Source organism: Balneolaceae bacterium, from assembly GCA_034521445.1.
In the GTDB taxonomy this organism is placed as follows: Bacteria; Bacteroidota; Rhodothermia; order Balneolales; family Balneolaceae; genus JAXHMM01.
This window is the reverse complement of record JAXHMM010000001.1, coordinates 25,058-46,148: the sequence shown is the minus strand read 5'-3', so window position 1 is coordinate 46,148 and position 21,091 is coordinate 25,058. Positions and strand designations below refer to the sequence as shown.

Here is a 21,091-nt window from a genome sequence, read left to right as displayed (position 1 = left end):
GAACGGGAAATGCCGCCATCGGCCGGAGACATCTAGGACTTGTACTCGGGGAAAGGGTCGGGCTGCTCGGTTTCAACCACCTCGCCCCCGCGCAGCCGGTGAATCTCCAGGCGGCAACCGGTGACCTCCTCAAAGAGGTGGCGCTTGCGCATGGCGCCCCAGATTTCCAGCTCCGGGTCGCCTTCGGTGGTGATGAGCAGACGAAGACGCTCCTCGTCCCTTTCAATTTCCAGCCTACGCACGTTCTGATAGTGGCTGCGGTCCAGCCCGTCGGCCACCCGCAGCAGGGCCGAGAGCCTGCGCACTCTTGATTTTAGCGGCTTGTCCAGCTTCCGGAAACGCTTGTGCCGCTTTTTGGGCGTGGAGCGGCGGTGGTAGCGGGCCACGTTGGCCATGAGATTGATCTCGTCTTCGCGGAAGCCCTTCAGGTCGGCGTTACGGATCAGGTAGAGGGCGTGTTTGTGGTGCTTGCGGTGGGAAATGTAATAGCCGATGTCGTGCATGAGGGAAGCGTATTCCAGCAGCTCGCGGTCGCCTTCCGGCAGCTTCAGCTCCTGCTGCAGGGCGTCGAAGAGCTGCAGCGCAAGGTCGGTCACGTGCCGTGAGTGGCTTTCGTGCCAGTCGCATTTGCGCAGCAGCTCGTGCACGCTGCGCCGGCGCGGATCGGGGCCGATCTCCCTGCTGATCTTCAGTTCCATGTCGAGCTGTTCCTTCTGCTTGTCGATGTAGTGGAGAATCATCCCCTCACGCAGGGCAAACTCGGAAATCTTGATCCTGTCGATGCCGAACGAACGGATCAGGTGGTCCAGCAACACCACGCCGGGCGCGATGATGTCCACCCTCTTCTCCTCCAGTCCCTTCTGCGTGAGACGCTCCCTGCGGTCCATGTTAATAAACTCGCGATAGAAGTCGCGGTAATCCTTTTGTCTGAACTCCAGTTCGTTGAGGGTGAGGGAGGCGTTGAGGTCTTTTCGTGCAGCGATCATCAGGGCGATGTTTTCCATGGTGCCCGAGGTACCAATAAGCGTGCGGACGGGGTGCTTCTCCATTACCTCGGCCATGGGCTCCAGCTCCCTTCGGTAGCGCGCCCGCAGCTTTTTGATCTCCCCCTTGGAAAGGGGGTCTGACGCCACATATTCCGCCGCCATGCGCGCCACCCCGATCTTGAGGCTGCAGGCATGATGGAAGCGGTCGCGTCCGGCCACCGTCAGCTCCACGCTGCCTCCCCCGATATCGGCCATCAGCACGGGCTCCTCATCCAGGGTGACCGCGTGCATCACCGCCCTTGCGATCAGGCGCGCCTCCATCATGCCGGAGATGGCGTGGGCCTTGATACCGATCTCGTCGATCATCCGCTGGATGAACTCCCCGCCGTCCTCCGCCTCCCGGATGGCGCTGGTGGCGTAGGCCAGAATGTCTTCAACGCCCAGGCTGTCGCAGAGCATCCTGATCTTGCGCAGGGCCGAAAGGCCCCGCTCCATGGCCTCCGCGCCCAGGCGGCGCTGCATGCCCTTCCCGGCCAGGTTTACCATCTCCTTGAGCTTGTCCACCGTCCGGAAACTCCGGTCGGGATAGATATCTACGATGACCGTGTGGAAGGAGTTGGTGCCCAGGTCGATGGCCGCGATACGCTTGGCGGGCACCCCATTGCTGGGGGAGGCCTTTGGGGGCACAGAACTCATGATTCGCGGTTTTTATTCCTGCGGTGGGCCTCGAGATTCTGCCGGGAGATCTTCAGTCGCATCTCGCGGCGTTCGGCGGCCTGCTCATGCCGCTCCTTTTCGAAGTCGCTTTCGGGGATGATACCGGGTACGGGCACCGGCTTGCCGTCGGCGTCCACCGATACAAAGGTATAAAACGAAGTGGTGCAGAGTTCCCTGTCGCCGGTTCGCAGGTTCTCCGACCAGACCTGCATGGCCACCTCCATGGAGGTGGTGAAGGCGCGGGTCACCTCGGCCTCGATCACCACCACCTCGCCCAGTTTGATGGCGTTCTTGAACTCCACGTTGTCCACCGACACCGTCACCACGTTGCGGTTGCAGTGGCGCTGGGCGGATATGGCCGAACAGATGTCCATCCACTGCAGCAGACGTCCCCCCATCAGGTTGCCCAGGGGATTGGTGTCGTTGGGCATGACCAGTTCATTCATGCGTACGCGCGAAGCCGATACGGTTTTCTTGTTGGAATCGGTCTGTACGGGCTCGGTGTCGTCGAATCGGTGGGTCATCGTCAGGTCTGCAGCTCTTCTCTGTTGGGATTTCGTCCAAAGATACAGACTTATGTCCAGATAGTTTATTTTTTACCGCATTCGTAACAGCAATTTAATCTGGCGCCCCGGCGTCGCACGACCGTCCACAGCCTCAACCTGACGCATGCAGAGCTCCCTCCGAGACCCCGTCCCCTTCCGTCCTGCGGCATGGTGCCGCGGGGGACACGCCCAGACCATCGCCTCCTCCCTGCTGGGCGACACCAGCAAGCCTCCCCATCGGCGTGTGGAGATCCCCACGCCCGACGACGATTTTCTGGAACTGGACCTGGCGGGGGAGGAGAACGAGGGGCCCTGCGTGGTGCTCTTCCACGGGCTGGAGGGCTCCTCCGACCGCTACTACATGGCCTCCATGATGCGGGCGCTCGCGACGGAAGGGTTTGCGGCGTGTGCGGTAAACTTCCGGAGCTGCGGCAGCCGGATGAACCGCCGCCCGCGCTTTTACCACTCCGGGGAGACCGACGACTACCGCACCGTTTTCGAATGGGCGGATCGGCACTTCCCGGGGCGCCGCCTGACCGCCGTGGGCTTTTCCCTGGGCGCCAACGCCCTGCTGAAATACCTGGGAGAGGAAGGCGGGGAGACGCCCCTTTACGCCGCCGCGGCGGTCTCAGCTCCCTACGACCTGAAGCTGGGGTCACTGGCCCTCTCGCGCGGATTCAACCGCCTCTACGAACAACTCTTCCTCCGCACGCTCCGTCAGAAACTGGCGCGCAAGCGGGAACATCATCCCGAGCTGCCCTCCTTTGAGGGCACCACTCTCTACGGCTTCGACCACAAGGTCACCGCCCCCGTGCACGGTTTTAACGGGGCCGAGGATTACTACTATACCTGCTCGGCGCGCCGTTTTTTGGAGGACATCCGCACGCCCAGCCTGCTGGTACACTCCCGCGAGGACCCCATCTGTCCCGTAGAGGCCCTGCCCATGCAGAAGATCCTGGCCAACCCCGATCTGGATTACCTGCTGACGGACAGCGGGGGCCACGTGGGCTTTCGCGGGAAGTACGGGAACTGGCTCAGCCATACGCTCCTGCGCTTCCTGGCCGGGCGGCTGTAACGGGTCTCCCCGCACAGGCTGCCGACTTGCCGGCCTTTTTGTATCTTTGCCCTCCCGTAACATTCTCACCTCAATCTGAGCCTCCATGGTCATCATCATCGGCGCCGGTCCCATAGGCCTGGCCACCGGCATCGCCCTCAAACAGCGGGGCATCCCCCTGCGTATCATCGAACGCGGCTGCCTGGTCAACAGCATCTTCAACTACCCCAAAGACATGACCTTTTTCTCCACCTCCGACCGGCTGGAGATCGGCGGGGTGCCCTTCATCTCCCACGGCCCGAAGCCCACGCGCCGCGAGGCCCTGGAATACTACCGCCGGGCGGCCGAACACCACGAACTGCCGGTCAACCTCTACGAGGAAGTTCAATCCATTGAGGGCACGGACGGCGCCTTTACGGTGCAGACCGACAAGGACCGCTACAAAGCCGACAAGGTGGTGGCCGCCACCGGTTTCTACGACGTGCCGCGCATGATGGGCGTGCCGGGCGAGGAGCTGCCCAAAGTTAAGCACTACTACGACGAAGCCCACGCCTACGCCTGGCAGAAGGTGCTGGTCATCGGCGGAGGGAATTCCGCGGTGGACGCCGCCCTGGAAACCTGGCACGCCAACGCCCAGGTAAGCATGGCCGTACGAAGCGATGCCCTCAAGGAGTCGGTCAAGTACTGGGTGAAGCCGGCCATCGAAAACCGCATTGCCGAGGGAGAAATCACCGGCTATTTCAATACGGAAGTGCGCGAAATTCGTCCCGGCGAGGTGGTACTGGAAACACCGGACGGCGAAAAAGTCATACCCAACGACTTCGTACTGGCCATGACGGGCTACAAACCCAACTACGAGCTCATGCACCGCTTGGGTATCGAGTTGACGGAGGACCAAAAGCGCATGCCGCGATTCGATGACGCCAGCCTGGAGACCACGCGCCACGGCGTCTATGTGGCGGGGGTGGTCTGCGGCGGCATGGACACCAGCAGCCTGTTTATCGAAAACTCGCGGGTGCACGCCGAACACATTGCAGAGGATATAGCCTCGAAGATCAGCTGAGCGTATATAACGGCTAAAAATGGAGACAGGCCGTGTGGGGGAATACCTAAAAAAAAGAGAGGGTAAGCTACCTACATCACGCCGCTGCGACCTCTTACCGCTGCTACCTTCCGGTCCTGACGGAGTTCAGAGGGAGCTGGCTGCGTAGGGCTTACCCTCAAAGACTGTAAATATACATTCGGCGGACGGAACATCGCAAACCTGATAGGCCGCAATATGCCGGTTTCATCCCGGCCCGGCCGCCCCTATTATGCCCTGTTCGGCCCGCCGATTGATTTATCACCAATTAAATGGTAAATAGTAGGGTCTAACAAGATCAACAGGGATCAACGGCTGCAACGGGATGCCAGGGATCATTCCCGGCTTGTCAACGGCCGCAACTCAGGCGGGTGTGGAGCTACGGGGATTCGAACCCCGGACCTCTTGCATGCCATGCAAGCGCTCTAGCCAGCTGAGCTATAGCCCCTTTTGGAAGGCTCCCAATATAGGGTGAATTTCATCTTTATGCTAACTCTCGAGCAGATTTTTTGTTTGAGATGGCAAGGTTCATTATTTTGGGCTTTCCTTTTTAACACTGCGGGCGGAAAGGATCTCAACCAACATCAGTCCCAATATTTCAATCAAACCAACAGAGGAGTAACACCACGATGAAAAGAGCTCTCAACCTACTACTCGTTTTATTCCTGATGGGCGGCGTCGTTGCGGTCCAATACGGTTGTAAGTCTCAAGAGGATACCATGCAGCAGACCGAGCCCGTTGACACCGACGGGGACGGCCTGACCGATGCCGAAGAGATGGACCTGGGAACCGATCCCAACAACCCGGACACCGACGGCGACGGATTGACCGACGGAGACGAAGTCAACCAGTACAACACCGACCCCCTCAACGAAGACACCGACGGGGACGGCCTGACCGACGGGGCTGAAGTGAACTCCCACAACACCGACCCGAACAACCCCGACAGCGACGGGGACGGCCTCAACGACGGGGATGAGATCAACCAGTATCGCACCGATCCCAACAACCCGGACAGCGACGGGGACGGCCTCAACGACTACGACGAGGTTATGACCCACAACACCGATCCCAACAACAGCGACAGCGACGGCGACGGATTCTCCGACGCCCAGGAGATCGAGATGGGCACCAACCCCACCGACGCCTCCGACCCAGCCTGGCTGGAAGAGGGTGACCTGGCCACCGTCAACTTTGACTTCGACATGTCAAACATCGATGCCGAAGCCGCGCGCCTGCTGAAGGAAAACATCCAGCAGCTGATGAACGCACCCAGCTTCAACATCCGCATCGACGCCTACACCGACCACGTGGGCGGCGACCAGTACAACCAGCGCCTCAGCCAGCGCCGCGCCGCCTCGGTGACCGACTTCTACATCGAGAACGGCATCTCCGCCGACCGCATCAATTCGCGCGGTCTTGGCAAAGCCCCCGTGCCCTGCATGGACCAGGATCCGGGTCAGGGTTGCCGTAAAAACCGCCGGGCCGAGTCGCATCCCATCAGCACCCTTCAGTTCTCTCCCAACAACTAGGGCAAGAACAGGGCGCACAAGCTCTTGACCATCAAAAGCGGGTTCCGAGACGATCGGGACCCGTTTTTTTTGGACGAAACATGCCGCCAGCCGCTATGCCGATGCGGAGGGAATGGGCCGGCACCGGCCGTGCCCGTTCAGAAGTAGCGGGAGACGCTCAGGCTCACCATGAAGGAGGGATCATCAAGACGCTGGGCGAAATCAACGCGGAAAATGCCGAGTATGCCGTTGAGGGAAACCCCTGCCTCGTAGTGAACCGGCGAAGTGGCGGCCGGCATGAACCCGAATTCGTTTTCCAGGGCGGCAAACCGGCTGTCGGAAATCCACGTGCGGGCGATGCCCCCAAAAACGATCAGGCTCCAGTGGCGCTGGACCAGCGGACGGAGCCCGAGCAGTTCAAAGGGCACGGTGCGGAAGTTGTGTTCGGCGGTGAGTGCCAGCCAGTGCTCGCCCTCGTAGGGACGATTCCGCAGGGTCTTCAGGCTGCCGAAAGGCGAGAATAAGCCGAGGGACCCGTCCACCGTACCCATGCGCTGCATGGGCAGCTCGCCGGCGCTTGTTCCTCCTGTCAGCGACAGGTCGAGGGTGTTGGGGAAAAGGCGGCGATTCAAAAAGGTGGGAAAATTCCAGTCGATGCGGGCATGGAGGCGGGTGAAACTGAAGTCGCCGCCCAGGTCGGGGTGGGCATATTCCAGGCCCGCCTCGATGCGGTTCATGCCCGTAATACCGAAGTTGTAGCCCGTGTCCCGGTTGTAGCCCGCCTCCACGAACACCGAGGCCAGCCTGCCCTCGTCCACCGGCGGATTAAACCGGGGCGTGTTGCTCCTTCCCAGCAGGTCCCACGCGCTGTTGGCCTCCAGGGAACGGTGCTCCCCGCTCCGCCACCCGGCCTGCAGGGAAAAATCGTGACGGTTGATGAAAAGGGTGGAGGAGAGCTCCACTCCCTCGCTTCGGTAATAGTCGTAGTAATTCCGATAGCCCAGCAGGTTGGGCAGCAGGGTCATATAGGGATGGTAAATAAAGGAGTCGAAACGGGTGGCTGTACCGGCGCGCCCGGAGAGGGAGAGACGCTGGGAGATGCCGCCGCCCCAGGAAAAGGCGTAATCCAGTCCCCCGCCGTAACTCCACTCGCCGTATCCGGTGCTGTAGCCGCCACCCAGATCCAGGTCCAGTCCGTCCAGAAGTTCCATCTCATAGCGCGCCCCCGCATAGAGCTCGTCCACCCGGTTGAAACGCGGGTCGGGCGTCAGGCTTCCGGGCAAGTTGAATCCATCGCCGGAGCTCCCGCCGTTTCCGCCCGAACCGGAATCGCCCCCACCTCCCCCGCCGGAACCCTCGCCGGCATCGACTGAGAGGTCCAGGTCAAGCAAGGTAACCAGGAATCCCTTGGGCTGGAAAGCCTTCTCGAGGGTGGCCGTGGAGTCCAGGTTTGCGTAGGCTTCCTGCTCGCTTTGGGAGAGGGGAATGGGCTCAAGGCGTCGGACAGTTATGGAGTCGCTGCGCACGGAATCGGCATCCGCCGAAATGGTGCCCTCCTGCTCGTAGAGAGAGTCCGGTACGCCCTCATTCACACGATAATCGGTGATGCGGGCCACCTGCCGGAAGGCGATGCGCGGGAACTCCAACCCGATCATGGAGATTTTCACACTCCCCTCGATACGCATGTCCACCGGCAGCCAGAAATCACCGCCGTAATTGTCGAACTGCTGCTCGAAGTAGGTGTCGAACTCGCGTACGGGCGGGGGGAAATTGACCACGTCGGTGGGACGCAGGCGCACCTCCAGCAGGGCATACTCCTCGTCCAGCACCCAGATGGTGCCCTCGAATAGGGGCTGCAACTTGCGTTTGGGGCTGACTTTCATCTCGTAGACCGTCTTCCCGTCAAGGGTGGTGCGGTCGGCGATCTCGAAGTGGTAGTAGTCCAGGGCGTCCGGGTGGGTGACCCCCATCACGTCGTAACTGGACACATCGATGTTGTCGTCGTAGAAATTCGGTACATAGCTCACCCCCGTAAAATTCTCGCTCTCCTGGATGTTGGCCGTCTGCCGCCTCGAGTGGACCACCTCCCGGTGCCCCCGATCCTGGTCCCAGTACGCCGTAGAGGCGGTCTCGCTGATCATGACAATGGAGGTGTCGTTGGAAAGCACCTGGCGGGTATAGGCCTCCGACTGGTAGGTCTCCAGCTCAGCGCGCCAGATCTGCTTGCGCCGGATGACCTCCCGCATGATGCGGATGGCGGGGTCCTCTCCTGAAACCACAAGCTGGCCCAGCTCATGGATAGAGCGTGGGAGCCGGAAATCCTGCAGGGTGTCCGATTCGGCGGTGATGGTACGGTGCTGGGTCTTGTAGCCGATAAAGCGCACGCGCAGCCGGGCCGGCAGCAGGGAGTCGGCGATGGTCAGCGTATAGCGGCCGTCTTTGTTGGTGATGGTGCCGCGATAGGTGCCCTCGATGGAGATATTGGTGGAGGGGAGGGTTTCGCCCGTTTCGGCGTCGGTGACCGTACCCCGTATGGTAACCTGGCCGCGGGCGTCGGGGGAGGCTGCCGCCAGGACGGCCAGCAGCATGGAAAGGATCAGGAGATATGATTTCATGGTCCGGGTCAGGTGAAAGGATAAACAGGGTTTCCTTGTACTGCAATTCGGCCGCGATGTTACAGATCCTGGACTGCCGGCCTACCGCCGCCTCGCCGCTTGCGTTTTAAAGTGCGAAATGCTTATCGTTGGGACCCGGTCGCCGCGCCCGGCTGGCCGCCGGACATAACCTGCCCCCATAGTTCAATCGGAGAGAACGGAGGTTTCCTAAACCTCAGATCCAGGTTCGATTCCTGGTGGGGGTACCAACGCCTACCGCCGGAACGAGGGATATATCGGGGGTACGGGAACAGGCGGTCTTTCCGGAGGACGACCGTGACTTAAAAACTAACCGGCGTCTGATGCCCAGTCGAATTTCCCGTCTTCCGTGATGCGTAGGTTGAGGCTCTTGCCTTTCCCTGCCAGTCCGGCCAGGGTGTTCTCCTCCAGCATAACGCGAAGCTCGCTGCGGACCTCGGCCCACTCCTCGTGCACCGGACAGGGTTTGCGGTCGCCGCACCCGGGGAGGCCGAGTATGCAATCGGTGACGAGCCCCAGGCCATCCACGGCCTCCACCACGTCGATGAGCCGAATCTCCCCCGCGGACATTTTCAGGCGAACTCCACCGCGGGGACCCTTGAGAGATTCCAGCAGGCCCGATTTGGTCAGGTCCTGCAGGATCTTGGTAAGAAAGTAGGCGGAGATCTCCAGCTTCTCGCTGATGGTACCGATGGAGACATAGCCGCCGTCGTCCCTGGAGGCCAGGTAGATGGCGGCACGCATTCCGTAAACGCAGGCTTGAGACAAAAGCATGATCTAAAATTAAGACTCCTTTGTCTTAAAGCAAAAGGGATTCCGCTCATCGTGCAGGGACTGGATCTGGGTCTGCTGCTGCCGCTCGCTTTCGTATCGGGTTTGCTCCTGCTGAGGGAGCGACCTCTCGGCTACCTTCTGGCACCGGTCTTCCTGGTGCTTATGATGGTTGCCCTCACGGCCAAAATTATCGCCATGGGCATGCTCGGACAGGAGATTATGCCCGCCGTCATCATCATCCCTGCCTTCGGGCTCGCCGCTCTCATTTTTGCCGCCCGAACCTTAAGCTGCCTGAAGGAACTTTCACGTCCTGGTGGAAAAACCGCCTTATAGACCGTATCGTGTGCAAAAGGAAATTCCTGCATGCCTATGAATTACCTGTCCCGCTACCAGACCGCTCTCGTTACCGGCTGCGCCTCCGGCATCGGTTTCCTGATGGCCCGGGAGATGTTGGAGCGCGGGGTGCCCCGGCTGGTGGCCTGGGACAACCGCCCGGAGGCCCTGGAGGAGGCCGCACAGAAGCTGCGTGAAACCGGTGGAGCTGTCACAACACAGACGGTGGACGTCACCGACCGGGAGTCCGTCGACCGGGCGCTGGGCGAAGTGCGGGAATCCGGCATATCTATCGACGTGCTGATCAACAACGCAGGGATCGTGACCGGCGGACCCTTTGCCTTGCAGTCCCCGGAGGCCATTCGCGCCACCATGGAGGTAAACAGCTTGGCGCCCATGCTGCTGGCCCGCGAGCTGCTGCCAGGCATGATCGAACGGGACCGTGGCCACATCGTCAACATATCCTCGGCCGCCGGCATGCTGGGAAATCCCGACATGGCTACCTACAGTGCCAGCAAGTGGGCCCTCACCGGCTGGTCCGATTCGCTGCACCTGGAGATGGAGCGCGCAGAGAGCGGCGTGAAGGTGCTTACCGTGGCCCCCTACTACATCGACACCGGCATGTTCGAGGGGGTGCGCTCCCCCCTGCTGCCCATCCTCGACCCCGGCAGGACAGCAGCCCGCATCGTCCGGGCCATAGACCGCGGCAGCCGCCACCTGCGTATGCCATGGATCGTCAACCTGCTGCCCATGCTGAGGGGTCTGCTGCCCTCCCGCCTCTTCGACAAGGTGGTGGGCGACTGGTTTGGCATCTACGACTCCATGAAAACCTTCAAGGGACGCGACCGATGAGTAATACCGATCTCACGGGACTACTTGAGCGGCAAAAGCGGGCCTTTGCCCGCGGCGCGCCCGGCTACCGGCGGCGCATGGACGCCCTCCGGCGGCTGGGCATCGCCCTGGAGGAGCATGGGGAGCGACTGGCAAGCGCGCTGGACGCCGATTTCGGGGGACGATCCCGCGACGAAACCCGCCTGCTGGAACTCTTTCCGCTGCACGATCAAATCCGCCACGCCAGGTTGCACCTCCGGAGCTGGATGAAGGGCGAACGCGTTCCGGGAACCTGGTTTCTTCTGCCGGCCTCGGCACGTTATGAGTACCAGCCCCTGGGCGTGGCCGGCATCCTGGGCGCCTGGAACTACCAGGTGCAACTCACGCTGGCGCCTCTGGTGGACGCCCTGGCCGCCGGTAACCATGTGATGCTGAAGCCCTCGGAGATCGCCCCCCGCTCGGCCGCGGAAATTGCCGAAATGGTGGAACGCACCTTCGAGTCCGATTACGTATGCTGCGTGACCGGTGGACCCGATCTGGCGGCCGATTTCTCTTCCCTGTCGTTCGACCATCTCTTTTTCACCGGCTCCTCGCACATCGGGCGTAAGGTGATGCGTGCGGCCTCTGAAAACCTCACACCCGTCACCCTGGAGATGGGCGGCAAATCCCCCGCCATCGTGCACCGGAGCTATCCCCCGGATATAGCAGCGCGCCGCATCATGGCCGGTAAACTCTACAATGGGGGTCAAACCTGTGTGGCACCGGACTACCTGCTGCTGCCGCGCGGACAGGAAGAGGCCTTTGAACGGGAGGCGCGCCGGGCAGTGTCCCGTTTCTATCCCCGGCTGGTGGACAACGACGATTATACCCGCATCCTGGGACGGGAGCACTACGACTGGCTCCGGGAGGGTGTGGAAAAAGCCCGTGCCGGCGGTGCCCGGGTGGTCACACTCAATCCAGGAAAGGAGACGTGTACTCCCGAAAACGGGGTCTTCCCGCCCACCTTACTCTTCGGGTCCGACCCGGCCACGGTCCTTATGCAGGAGGAAATTTTTGGGCCCGTTCTGCCCGTGCTGAGCTACGAAAGCCTCGATGAGGCTCTCGCCTTCATTAACGGCCGACCCCATCCGCTGGCCCTCTACTACTTCGACCGAAACCGGGGCAGGCGCCAGCGGGTGCTGCAGGAGACCCGCTCCGGCGGGGTCACTTTCAACGACTGCATATTCCACCTGGTACAGCACCATCTGCCCTTCGGTGGGGTGGGTCCCAGCGGCATGGGCAACTACCACGGTTTCGACGGCTTCCGCACCTTCTCGCACAAACGCGCCGTCATGCACCAGGGCCGGTTTTCGCCCGGGGCCCTGCTTCGTCCCCCCTACACCCGCCTCAAGCGCCGGCTGACCGACTTTCTGCTGCGCATCGCCCGATGATCGGCCCGGCATTCCGAACGGAATATCCTGTAAGATTCAGGCACCGGCGGACGACCAACCCATGCAAGGCCGGGAAGAACGTGCCGGCAAACCCAATGTAACCGCAACACCATGTCCGAAGAACAGTTTCTTGAGCTGGTCGAGGAGAACGAAGAGCGCTTCCACCACCTGTGCCGCATCTATACCGACCGCAGCGCGGAGGAGAAAGACCTCTACCAGGAGATGTTGATCCAGGTATGGCGTGCGTTTCCCTCTTTCGAAGACCGGGCTTCCATCCACACCTGGGCCTACCGCATCGCCCTCAATACCGCCATCTCCTTCGTACGCAAGAAGCGGACCCGGCGCGACTATCACGACCGCTACCGCCGGGAAGAGGTCTCCAGGCGCGGACGCAGGCAGACCCGCCCAGGCGACGGGGAGTCCCCGGAACACGTCACGACCCTCTACGACGCCATATCCCATCTCAATCCATCGGAAAAGGCCATCCTGTCGATGTACCTGGAGGATTTCAGCTACGCCGAAATCGCCTACGTAACCGATATCACCGAGAACCATGTAGGGGTAAAACTGCACCGCATCAAAAAGAAACTCTCTAAAATCATCGAGGAAGAAAATGGAGCTTGACGAACTGAAGGATATCTGGAAACAACAGAAAGCTGCAGCTGGAGCCAACTACAGCCGCTCCGAGCTGCTCATGCTCATCAATAACCGGATGATCTCCTTCGAGGAGCGCATTCGCTCACGCGACCGCCTGGAGGTACTTGCCTGCATTGCGGTCATCATCTTCTTCGGCGCCTATTTCTTTGTAACCGAGTCGCTGCTGCAGCAGGTGGGCAGCGTGGTGCTGGTGAGCGGGGCCCTGCTGGTCTGGTACCGCCTCAAGACCACCGACGTTCACAAGACGGAGGATCGGCCGATGGTGGACCTGCCTATGGCCGTACACCTGGAGCGGGAACTGCGGCGCGTGCGCGAACAGAAGAAGCTGCTGGGAAGCATCGCCTGGTGGTATATCCTGCCGCTGACGGTGGGGCTGCTGATCTTCGCCCTGGGATTCCAGTCCGGCTGGGCCTTCAAGGCAGGCTACATTACACTGGTGCTGGCCATGGGGGGCTGGGTATGGAAGCGCAACCGCGACACGGTGCGCCGGAAATTCGCACCCCTGGAAAAGGAGCTAGAGGAAGCCATGGAGTTTATTCGTGACGGGGAGGAATCCTGATCACTTCGGGGCGGCTATGTCCAGGCGCTCTCCGTGGGATACACTTTCTAGGCTCAGACCGGGCAGGCTGACTCCGTCGGGGTTGACTCAGCGTCGGGACCGGCCGCGTGTCAGCATGCCTACAACCACCGTGAAGAGGGCAGCGCCCAGAATGGACCATAAGACGGGAAAGACCTCTCCTTCGATGGTGACCGGAAAAATCATGGCCAGCCCGAGTTCGGCGGCGATCCACTTGCCGATGAGGGCGCCAATGAAGCCCACCACGATGGAGACCAGGCATCCGCCGAGCGAGTAGCCGGCGATGCTCTGGCCGATTCCGCCGCAGATGGAGGCGATAAGCAGCAACAGTAGTAATCCTAGCAGGGACATGGGTAAGAAAGGGTCAATGTTGACGGTTTCGTTTCCCAACTGCCCATTTTTTTGTAAACTTGTCTGCAGGGCAGTTGAAAAACCGTGATATTCAATTTCATCATATGAAACAAGCAAGCATATTCCTAATGACCGCAGCCGTACTTATCGGCCTCATGAATGCCTGCGGACCCAGCGAAGAGGAAATCAGGCAACGCGAACAGGCGCGCCAGGATTCCCTGGAGCAAGTCCGCCAGGATTCCCTGGAGCAGGTACGCCAGGATAGTATCGAGCAGGCGCGCCAGGATTCCCTGGCCGAGGCCCGCGAAGCGGAACGCCGGCGAAACATGGTTCAATTCAGCGAGGACGGGCGCTGGTCCGTCCAGGTCGAGGCCTGGCGCTCGGAAGACAAGGCCCAAGCCCAGATTTCCACCTGGAGAGAACGTGGCTACGAAAATGCTTATGTAATTCGTCATGGCAACGAGGCCACCGGTGACATCTGGTTCCGCGTGCGTCTCGGACGGCTGCCCGAACTGGAGATGGCCCGGAATCTGCAGGACCGTCTGATGGAGGAGTACGGTGCGGAGTCGTGGATTACGGACCTGCAATCCGGCGCGGAGTCCTGAGCCGGAGCAGCATCCCTTGCACGGGCATCGCGCGCATCAAGGCGCACCTCCCATGATCACGGATCATATCCCCAGTGACCCCGCAGCCGTTGAAAGCTGGCTGCAGCGGAGGGAGAACCGCGTGTCAGGGCTGCGGCAGGAAGCCCGGAGCCGCATTGTCTGGGGCCCGGCCGGCCCGAAGCGCTCCTCCTGCTGCCTGGTCTACCTGCACGGCTTCAAGGCTGGTCCACTGGAAGGCGACCCGGTGCATTTCCGGGTGGCCCGCCGTCTGGGCTGCAATCTGCTGCTGGGTCGGCTCAGTGGACATGGACTGGTCCACGACCGCCCCCTCGAAAACCTCCGGGCCGAAGATCTGACCGCCTCCGCGCGCACCGCGCTGGAAACCGGCCTTCGGCTGGGACGGCAGGTGGTGCTGATGGGTACCTCCACGGGCGCCACCCTGGCCCTGGATTTGGCCGGGCGGGAGGAGTACAGAGACCGTATCCGTGCCCTGGTGCTCTACGCTCCACTCGTCGACTTTCACGGAATCCCGTCGCGCCTGCTAAAAAACCGCCATCTACGCCGACTGGCTGCCCGCGTTCCGGGCCGGCGTTTCCTGCTGCGGTCCAGCCCGGCCTCCCTCCGCGAGAGCAAGATCTGGTATTCGCAATACGCCCTGCAGGGCCTGCTGGCGCTGGGCGCGCTGGTGGAGCGCACCATGACCCCGGCCGGCTGGTCGCGTGTCAACCAGCCCCTTTTCACCGGCTGGTGGCCGGGCGACCGGGTGGTCTCGGTTCCCGCCATTGCCCGGATGGCCCGTGGGCTGGGCACCCCGGAGGAACAGCTCCGCCTGGCGGCCTACCCGGAAGCTGGAGATCACGTCATCTGCAACGGACAGCTTTCGGGTGCGGTAGACCGACTCACCGGCGACACCGTCGATTTTCTGGGTCCCCTGCTCGAAAGAAAGGGGCAGAATTCGTAGAACCCGTACCGGGTAATAGCCCTTCCCAGGTGCACTGCCTGTGATTCCCGCCTCTCCAATTGTTAAATAACATTAATTTTCCTTTTAACTTGTTTTATACCTAGGTATTTATGTACTTTTCAGTGCGCTCAAGTAGCGTCTCTCTTGATGAATAGTCAGGACCTCACACCTGATACGTGTGAGGTCCTCTTTTTTTTGAATCTTCCGCCCCTCCCCAATCGTAGGCAACACGTTCCCCCATCGCGGACCTTCTTCCGCACGGCTGACGGGATACCCTCAACGGCTTATACGAGGCGAATACGACGTCTTTTTTGCGTGCCTTGTTCGCAATTTTTGTTATGTTTACGACTTGTTTACAGCAAGGAACCGCATACATCATCAAATCCGCAGCAATGAAGAACTTCAAAATCAATCACAGGAAGGTCGCGTCTTTCGACGTTCTGGAGATCAGCGGGGAACTTGACGCGCATACCGCCTCCCAACTCGAAAACTCCCTCAAATCACTGATCGACGATGAGAAGCACCAGATCATCGTCAACTGCAAGCACCTCGACTACATCGCCAGCGCGGGCCTGGGGGTGTTTATGGCCTACATCGAAGACGTGCGCAGCCTGGGGGGTGATATCAAGCTCACCAACATGAACGAAAACGTGTACAACGTCTTTGACCTGCTCGGCTTTCCCACCCTCTACGACATCATGGAGGACGAGGAGGAGGCCATTGAAAAGTTCGAAAAGGATGTAAACTAAGCGTGCCCGACCTTGTCTGACGGTATAACCACACATAGCATCACGGTAAAGGCTTCGACGGAACACCTGGCACGGGTGCGCGACTTTGTGGCCGGGCATGCCTCCGATTTCGGTTTCAAACAACAGGATGTTGCGGACATCCGACTTGCTGTAGACGAAGCCTATACCAACATCATCAAACACGCTTACCAGAACGACAACCGGAAGTCGGTCGATATCGAGCTGGGGTACAACACCCACGAATTCTGGATCTCCCTGAAAGACACCGGCAACGCCTTCGACCCCCGTAACTACTCCAAACCTGACGTGCGCAGAAAGATCAAGGAAAAAAAGCGCGGCGGCGTGGGCGTCTACCTCATCCGAAAGCTGATGGACGACGTGGAGTACAACCAGCAGTCGGGTTTCAACGAAATCCGCATGATCAAAAAACGCTGAACGGGTGAGCCCCTCCTCCACACAGAACGACGACCGCCATTCCCGCTTCGAGCTGCGGACCCTCCTGGAGACCTCCCGCCTGCTCATCGAGTCGCACGACATGGATTTCGTGCTGAACAACCTGCTGCTCATCACTATGGGCAAACTGCTGGTGACCCGCGGCGTGGTGATGATCTACCAGCCCGGGGCCGACACCTACGTGGTCCACAAGTCCAAGGGACGCGGCACCCCGGCCGAACAGGCGACGCTGGATCTTGGGTGGGACGAGGAGGCGAAGGCGCGGCCGGTCATCCGTCCCCACGAAGACGGCTTTCCGGTGCCCAAAATGATCGATGGAGAATCCAACTGCACCTTTTTCAACCTGCGCACCAGCAACAACCACCTGGGCTACCTCTGCCTGGGCTCCAAGGGAAGCGGGGAGGCGCTCAACCAGCGTGAGACCGACTTCGTGGAGAGCCTTAGCATCATCTCTTCGGTGGCCATCGCCAATTCGCGCATGTTCACCGAGCTGCGCCGCATCAACCGCATGCTCGACCGCAAGGTCTACGAGCTGAACACCCTGTTCGACCTGAGCAAGGATTTCAACATGATGGTCGACCGGGAGGAGATCATCCGGGTGTTCAAGTTCGCCATGCTGGGACAGATGCTGATCCGTAAGTTCTTCTTTGTGCTTGAGTACGAGGGACGCCGGCAGGTGGTGACCAGCACGGGAACACGGGGCAGCCTTTCCCAAAAGGAGATCGACCTGCTCTACGGCCTGGATGAAGAGCTCACGGAAGTGGACGAGGAGCTGGAGGAGAAGGTGCCCTTCCTGGCCAAGAACGAGATACGAGCCGTCATAGGACTTCAGTTCCAGAGCGAACGCGTGGCCCTGGTGGGTGTGGGGGCGCGCGCCAACGAGGAGGCCTACAGCGCCTCCGACTACAACTTCCTGCGCTCCCTGGGCAACCTGGCCCTCCTCTCCATCCAGAAGACCTACCTGCTGGAGGAACGCATCGAAAAGGAGCGCCTCGAAGAGGAGCTGGGCATCGCCAAAAGCATCCAGCAGGGCCTGCTGCCCGACCCCATCCCCTCCTGCGAAAGCCTGGACATCGCCGCCGCCAACATCTCCTCCCACCAGGTGGGCGGGGACTACTACGACATTCTGGAGACGCCCGGCGATGAGCTGCTCTTTGCCATCGGCGACGTCACCGGCAAGGGCATTCCTGCCGCCCTGCTGATGGCCAACCTGCAGGCCATGTTGCATGTGCTGCTTCCGGTGGACATCACCCTCAGCGAGGCGAGCGGCCGGGTCAACGACATCATTTTTAGCAACACGCCCAGCGACAAGTTCATCACCTTCTTCTGGGGTGCCATCGATCCGGAAAGCAGACGTCTGCGCTACGTAAACGCAGGCCACAATCCGCCGGTTTGGCTGCGCAGCGGGGCCGGGGAGGTGGAGGAGCTGTCGGAAGGGGGACTGATCCTGGGCGCCATGCCCACCATGCAGCCCTACGAGGAGGGGCGTGTGCAGCTGTCGTCCGGCGACCTGCTGGTCTTCTACACCGACGGGGTCACCGAAGCGATGAATCCTGCACTGGACGAGGAGTACGGGGAGGAGCGTCTCTACGATTGCATCAAGACCAACCGCGACAAGGAGGCGAATGCGCTGCTGCAGGCCATTGTGGACGACATCAACCGCTTTTCGGAAGACATCCAGTACGACGACGTGACCCTGATCGTGGTCAGGGTTCTCTGAACATGCTGAACACCCCTCCCATGCCCGCCTCGGTTACCTGCCGGTTATGGTCGGCCATGGCGAGAATGCTCTCGTAGGTGCGGTAGCGGTTCATCACTTCCTTCACGTAGCGCACCGTCTCGATGCCCCTGCAAAATCCGTAGCGTGCATCCTTGTAGTACTGCCGCTGCATGAGCTTCAGGAAGGCGTCCTCAACGTTCGCCCACTGGTTGGGATCCCTGTTCAGGTCGACAGCCAGACGGCGGGCGTCAGCCACATGTCCCATGCCCGCATTGTAGGTGGCCAGGGCAAAAGCCCACTGGTTGGTGCTGTCCATATAGGCGTAGTGCTCCAGGTGTTCGGAGATGATGCGCACGCCCTCGCGCACGTTAACCTCCTCGTTGTAGAGCATTTCTCGGTCTTCCACCTGCGAAAAGCGCGGCATCACCTGCATGAGTCCCACCGCCCCGGCCCAGCTTTCCGAGTCGGGATTGAATTTGGTTTCCTGGGCGATGATGGAGGCGATCCAGAGCCAGTCGATGCCAGCCGAGTCGGCTACCTCCCGGATGAGTCCGTCGTAGGGCGAGATGATGCCCGATCCCGAGACGGCCGATTCGGGGCTGTGGTATTCGGCGATGCGGCTGCTGTTTTCAAAATAGCGCTTGCGCAGAATGTTAAGAAAAGCCGACCGCTTGGGAGGCTCATCGGGTCCCCCGAGGCGGAAGTGCTTGTAGAGATAGCGGTTGAGCTGCGTCTCCAGGTCCGGGGCATTCTTGCGTATGGCCCAGGCCACGGAGTCATCGCGCGCGATGGTGGGTCCCCTGACCAGCCCCGGCATGTACCGGTTTGTCGCCTGGAAGATGTTGTTGTCGGCCACGGTGGCCAGGTAGTCGCCCTGGGAGACGTCAAAAAGCAGGGATTCGGTATCCTTTTCGCCGGGCACCATCTGAAGGGTGACTTCCCGGCCGTCGTTGCGCAGCTCCTGCAGGCGCGAAAAGTAGGAACTGTTGCGCTTGATGGTTATCGGGACCTCCGAGGAGGCCAGCTCCTCCACGGAGGAGGGCTGCGGGGTGAGACGGTCGGAATAGACCAGGAGCTGGTTTACAAGGTTGTAGGGACGGGTAAAGGTCACGTACCTGCGGCGCTCCGGGGTCACCGTATAGTGCCCGGCGATCAGGTCGCCCTCCCCGCTGTTGAGCAGGTCGTAGGGATTTTCGCCCGGGCCCACAATGACCACGTCCAGGGCCAGGTCGTGCTCACGTACGAATTCGTTGACCAGCTCGTACTCAAAACCCCATTCCAGTCCCTGGTGCAGGAAGTAGGTGTTGGAGCTGTAGCGGGTGATCATGCGCAGGACTCCGCTCTCCTTGATATCAGCCCAGTCGCGGTCGACCTGCGGCTCGGGGACCTTCACATTCAGGCCGTCGTCCCCGGGAGGTCCCGGGCCTTCGCCGGCGCAGCCCGTAACAATCAGGGCCGACGACAGCAGGAGGTAAAGAAAACCTGATGACAACCGGTTGGCAAGCGTATGCATGCAGCAGGAGTTGGTTCGAAAGAAGAATCTACCCGGCGGCTTGTGTACCGGGCGTCTCGTACCTTCTACGGGCACGGCATGTCTCGGTTCTCACGATCAAGATATTCAAAAAATCGCCCTTTTCTCGGTATTTAAGAACGATTTAATGTTCGTTAATAGCGTGTCAAACCCTTGATTTCCTTCCAGTAACGAAGGAAAAGAGCATATCGTTTGCATCTTTACACCCAATCGGCTGCACAGAGTTCCATAGCAGGCAATTATTACCATTTCAGGCCTCCTGCTCACGTACCTGGGTCTGTTTTCGAGCTTTTTTGCGCCAGGAGAGCGCGACGCCGGCCAGGATAACCAGCATGGCCGCGATGGAAGCCGTCGGGGGCATTTCGGCGAAGAAAAGGAAGGCGAGCAGGGAGGCGAAAAGAGGCTCGGCCAGCACAAGCGTGGAGAGCAGGGTGGGTGAGACGTACTTCACGGCGTAGTTCATCGACCCGTGACCGATAATCTGCGGTCCGATGGCCAGCCCGGCCCCGGCCCAAATACCGGCCGTGCTTATGCGCGTAAGGTCGTCTCCCGCCCCCAGGGCGATGACGGCGCAGGTGAGGGCGGCGAAGAAATAGACCGGAAATACGTAATCGACCCACGCCCGGCGCTGTCGGATTTCACGCCCGATGAGCAGGTAGACGACAAAGATCAGGGCTGCGGCGAAGGCCAGGGCGTTTCCAAAGAGTGGATCGGCGAAATCCTGCTCCACCTGGCTGTCGGCAATGCCCAGCATCACCGAGCCCCCGAAGGCCAGAAAAACCCCAGCCCAGGTAGCCAGCGGGAAACGCCGGCCCTTCCAGAAGCGCTCCACCACAATCATAATAATGGGATGGATGGTCACGAGCACAGAGGCCGACGCCACAGAGGTGTAGTAGAGAGAGGAGAGCCAGAAGGTGAAATGCAAGCCGAGGCAGAGTCCGGAAAGCGCCATCAGGCGGCGCTCACGCGCCTTTTCGGGGTGATCTGACGAATCGCGATAGGCCAGCCAGAAAGGGGCCAGCAGCAGTACGGCGATGACCGTGCGCCAGGTTACCAGTACCAGGGGCGAGGTGTCGGGGGCCGTACGGACCAGAATGGGTGCAAAGCCGAAGGAGATGAGACCCACCGCCAGTGCCGCAATGACCTTGGGCGTGGGGGAGTCGGGCATCAGCGGATCCGGTCCATGGAGCGCACCAGTTCCTCGTCGTCACGCACCTTTTTGCGTGCGTAGAGCTGCGCCGCCAGGGCCAGCGCCACGATCAGCACGCCCACGGCCTCATCCCACAGGAAGGGGCCGAAGCCCCCGAGGGAGACCAGGATGCCGAGGGCGTAGCCCAGGGTGGTCACCTGCACCACTAGGCTCCGGCCTATCCAGCGGACCTGGCCGGGGCGGTCGCGGTACAGGAAGATACAGCCCAGGGCGCCCAGGGTGGACAGACCCAGCATCAGTGCGAAGCCCCAGCCCACCCACGCCTGGGGGTCGTTGGTGGCGTGCTGAAAAAGGGCATTGAAGTAGACGCTCACGTTCAGGACGGCTGCGAGCAGCAGGAGTACCGATTGAATGCGTTGTATCACCGTGTCAGATGGCGGTT

The 21,091-nt window shown here is 60.8% G+C and carries 21 protein-coding genes, 2 tRNA genes and 1 other RNA gene; 14 read left to right on the top strand and 10 right to left on the bottom strand.

Translation table 11 applies throughout. From position 1 onward, the window contains the following. Nucleotides 1-32 precede the first annotated feature (32 nt). Both U5K31_00230 and U5K31_00225 read right to left on the bottom strand, forming a co-directional pair. Nucleotides 33-1,682: a Ppx/GppA phosphatase family protein gene (locus tag U5K31_00230; GenBank protein ID MDZ7771169.1), complete on the bottom strand. Its 1,650-nt coding sequence runs from the start codon at nt 1,680-1,682 to the stop codon at nt 33-35. Continuing rightward, the gene (locus U5K31_00225; GenBank protein ID MDZ7771168.1) at nt 1,679-2,227 is read right to left on the bottom strand and encodes an acyl-CoA thioesterase; all 549 of its coding nucleotides are present in this window, start codon (nt 2,225-2,227) and stop codon (nt 1,679-1,681) included. Before U5K31_00225 ends, U5K31_00230 begins: the two co-directional genes overlap by 4 nt. A gap of 145 nt (nt 2,228-2,372) precedes the next feature. On the opposite strand from U5K31_00225, the gene U5K31_00220 reads away from it, so the two are divergent. Both U5K31_00220 and U5K31_00215 read left to right on the top strand, forming a co-directional pair. After that, entirely contained in the window at nt 2,373-3,323 is a 951-nt protein-coding gene (locus tag U5K31_00220; GenBank protein ID MDZ7771167.1) for an alpha/beta fold hydrolase, read from the top strand. Between the two features lie 85 nt (nt 3,324-3,408). Further along, the gene (locus U5K31_00215; GenBank protein ID MDZ7771166.1) at nt 3,409-4,365 is read left to right on the top strand and encodes a YpdA family putative bacillithiol disulfide reductase; all 957 of its coding nucleotides are present in this window, start codon (nt 3,409-3,411) and stop codon (nt 4,363-4,365) included. Nucleotides 4,366-4,422: 57 nt separating this feature from the next. Here the strand turns inward: U5K31_00215 and ffs are convergent. Together ffs and U5K31_00205 are read right to left on the bottom strand one after the other, a co-directional pair. After that, an RNA gene (ffs, locus tag U5K31_00210) (signal recognition particle sRNA small type) lies at nt 4,423-4,522 on the bottom strand. Between the two features lie 235 nt (nt 4,523-4,757). Beyond that, nucleotides 4,758-4,831: transfer RNA gene (locus U5K31_00205), tRNA-Ala, on the bottom strand. Between the two features lie 271 nt (nt 4,832-5,102). On the opposite strand from U5K31_00205, the gene U5K31_00200 reads away from it, so the two are divergent. Continuing rightward, nucleotides 5,103-5,915, top strand: a complete 813-nt coding sequence (locus U5K31_00200) for an OmpA family protein (protein MDZ7771165.1) — start codon at nt 5,103-5,105, stop codon at nt 5,913-5,915. 137 nt (nt 5,916-6,052) lie between these two features. Here U5K31_00200 and U5K31_00195 read toward each other — a convergent pair whose 3' ends face one another. Further along, nucleotides 6,053-8,509 (bottom strand): DUF5686 family protein, encoded by a 2,457-nt coding sequence (locus tag U5K31_00195; protein MDZ7771164.1) that lies wholly within the window; start codon nt 8,507-8,509, stop codon nt 6,053-6,055. 172 nt (nt 8,510-8,681) lie between these two features. Here U5K31_00195 and U5K31_00190 point away from each other — a divergent pair. Further along, nucleotides 8,682-8,757, top strand: a tRNA-Arg gene (locus U5K31_00190). A 79-nt stretch (nt 8,758-8,836) separates the two neighbouring features. Here the strand turns inward: U5K31_00190 and U5K31_00185 are convergent. After that, nucleotides 8,837-9,301 carry an Rrf2 family transcriptional regulator gene (locus U5K31_00185; protein MDZ7771163.1) on the bottom strand — a complete coding sequence of 155 codons (465 nt, stop codon included), beginning with the start codon at nt 9,299-9,301 and terminating at the stop codon, nt 8,837-8,839. 51 nt (nt 9,302-9,352) lie between these two features. Here U5K31_00185 and U5K31_00180 point away from each other — a divergent pair, with 51 nt between their 5' ends. The 5 genes from U5K31_00180 (at nt 9,353) to U5K31_00160 (ending at nt 13,111) form a co-directional block, all read left to right on the top strand. Then, nucleotides 9,353-9,634 carry a hypothetical protein gene (locus tag U5K31_00180; GenBank protein MDZ7771162.1) on the top strand — a complete coding sequence of 94 codons (282 nt, stop codon included), beginning with the start codon at nt 9,353-9,355 and terminating at the stop codon, nt 9,632-9,634. Nucleotides 9,635-9,670: 36 nt separating this feature from the next. Next, a complete protein-coding gene (locus U5K31_00175; protein MDZ7771161.1) occupies nt 9,671-10,486 on the top strand; it encodes an SDR family oxidoreductase in 816 nt (271 codons plus the stop codon). Then, nucleotides 10,483-11,895, top strand: coding sequence for a coniferyl aldehyde dehydrogenase (locus U5K31_00170; protein ID MDZ7771160.1), 1,413 nt, complete (start codon nt 10,483-10,485; stop codon nt 11,893-11,895). The genes U5K31_00175 and U5K31_00170 overlap by 4 nt, the downstream gene beginning before the upstream one ends. A gap of 111 nt (nt 11,896-12,006) precedes the next feature. Then, entirely contained in the window at nt 12,007-12,519 is a 513-nt protein-coding gene (locus U5K31_00165; protein MDZ7771159.1) for a sigma-70 family RNA polymerase sigma factor, read from the top strand. Next, entirely contained in the window at nt 12,509-13,111 is a 603-nt protein-coding gene (locus U5K31_00160; protein MDZ7771158.1) for a hypothetical protein, read from the top strand. Before U5K31_00165 ends, U5K31_00160 begins: the two co-directional genes overlap by 11 nt. Nucleotides 13,112-13,198: 87 nt before the next feature. On the opposite strand, the gene U5K31_00155 is transcribed toward U5K31_00160, so the two are convergent. Next, nucleotides 13,199-13,480, bottom strand: a complete 282-nt coding sequence (locus U5K31_00155; GenBank protein MDZ7771157.1) for a hypothetical protein — start codon at nt 13,478-13,480, stop codon at nt 13,199-13,201. 128 nt (nt 13,481-13,608) lie between these two features. Between U5K31_00155 and U5K31_00150 the strand changes: the two genes are divergently transcribed. The 5 genes from U5K31_00150 to U5K31_00130 all read left to right on the top strand — a co-directional run bounded on the left by U5K31_00150 (nt 13,609) and on the right by U5K31_00130 (nt 17,968). Further along, the gene (locus tag U5K31_00150; GenBank protein MDZ7771156.1) at nt 13,609-14,085 is read left to right on the top strand and encodes an SPOR domain-containing protein; all 477 of its coding nucleotides are present in this window, start codon (nt 13,609-13,611) and stop codon (nt 14,083-14,085) included. Nucleotides 14,086-14,137: 52 nt separating this feature from the next. Beyond that, the gene (locus U5K31_00145; GenBank protein MDZ7771155.1) at nt 14,138-15,046 is read left to right on the top strand and encodes an alpha/beta hydrolase; all 909 of its coding nucleotides are present in this window, start codon (nt 14,138-14,140) and stop codon (nt 15,044-15,046) included. Between the two features lie 392 nt (nt 15,047-15,438). Then, entirely contained in the window at nt 15,439-15,795 is a 357-nt protein-coding gene (locus tag U5K31_00140) for an STAS domain-containing protein (GenBank protein MDZ7771154.1), read from the top strand. A 12-nt stretch (nt 15,796-15,807) separates the two neighbouring features. Continuing rightward, nucleotides 15,808-16,230: an ATP-binding protein gene (locus tag U5K31_00135; GenBank protein MDZ7771153.1), complete on the top strand. Its 423-nt coding sequence runs from the start codon at nt 15,808-15,810 to the stop codon at nt 16,228-16,230. Nucleotides 16,231-16,234: 4 nt separating this feature from the next. Next, nucleotides 16,235-17,968, top strand: coding sequence for a PP2C family protein-serine/threonine phosphatase (locus U5K31_00130; GenBank protein ID MDZ7771152.1), 1,734 nt, complete (start codon nt 16,235-16,237; stop codon nt 17,966-17,968). Here the strand turns inward: U5K31_00130 and U5K31_00125 are convergent. The 3 genes from U5K31_00125 to U5K31_00115 all read right to left on the bottom strand — a co-directional run bounded on the left by U5K31_00125 (nt 17,955) and on the right by U5K31_00115 (nt 21,074). After that, nucleotides 17,955-19,481, bottom strand: coding sequence for a transporter substrate-binding domain-containing protein (locus U5K31_00125; GenBank protein ID MDZ7771151.1), 1,527 nt, complete (start codon nt 19,479-19,481; stop codon nt 17,955-17,957). The two genes, U5K31_00130 and U5K31_00125, sit on opposite strands and share 14 nt — an antisense overlap. Nucleotides 19,482-19,749: 268 nt before the next feature. Beyond that, nucleotides 19,750-20,667 carry a DMT family transporter gene (locus U5K31_00120; protein MDZ7771150.1) on the bottom strand — a complete coding sequence of 306 codons (918 nt, stop codon included), beginning with the start codon at nt 20,665-20,667 and terminating at the stop codon, nt 19,750-19,752. Continuing rightward, nucleotides 20,667-21,074: a DUF4293 family protein gene (locus U5K31_00115; protein ID MDZ7771149.1), complete on the bottom strand. Its 408-nt coding sequence runs from the start codon at nt 21,072-21,074 to the stop codon at nt 20,667-20,669. The genes U5K31_00120 and U5K31_00115 overlap by 1 nt, the downstream gene beginning before the upstream one ends. Nucleotides 21,075-21,091: the final 17 nt, after the last annotated feature.